This is a genomic window from Thermus sp. FJN-A, from assembly GCF_054655095.1.
In genome coordinates this window covers 1-471 of record NZ_BAAHSC010000077.1, presented here as the reverse complement: position 1 = coordinate 471, position 471 = coordinate 1, and the positions used below count along the sequence as shown (strand labels likewise).

1 protein-coding gene is annotated in these 471 nt (G+C 65.2%); it reads right to left on the bottom strand.

Annotated elements, in window-relative coordinates; all coding sequences use genetic code 11:
• Window positions 1–47: 47 nt before the first annotated feature.
• The gene (locus ACYQ0J_RS00410) at window positions 48–260 is read right to left on the bottom strand and encodes a helix-turn-helix domain-containing protein (protein WP_460170249.1); all 213 of its coding nucleotides are present in this window, start codon (window positions 258–260) and stop codon (window positions 48–50) included.
• Window positions 261–471 lie beyond the last annotated feature (211 nt).

Sequence of the window (471 nt, the reverse complement as noted above, 5' to 3'; positions counted from 1 at the left end):
GGTGGTCTTGCCCACCCCGCCCTTGCCGTTCACCACGGCCACCACCCTCACCCCAGCACCTCCCTCAGGGCCTCCTCCAGGCGCTCCTCGCTGCCCAAAAGCCGCACCCCCTCCTCCCAGGGCACCCGCCAGAGCCGCCCCGCCTTCTGCCCCCGCACCTGGCCCTCCCGGAGCCAGCGGCGCACCGTTTCCGGGTCCACCCTTAGGGCGCGGGCCAGCTCCTCGGGGGTGAGGACGAGGGGTTTGCCCACGGGAGGCATGCTACCCAAATGGCCCGTGGAAGGCAAGGGGGGGTCCTCGAGCCCCGCCCCCTGGACGCCGGGATCCCTGGGGGGGACTTCCGAACTTACGAACTTCCGAACTCTGTAACTCTGGAACTTACAGACTTCCGAACTTCCAGACTAACAGACTCTGCAACTTACAGACTTACAGACCTCCGAACTTACAGACTCTGTTAGTCTGTAAGTATGT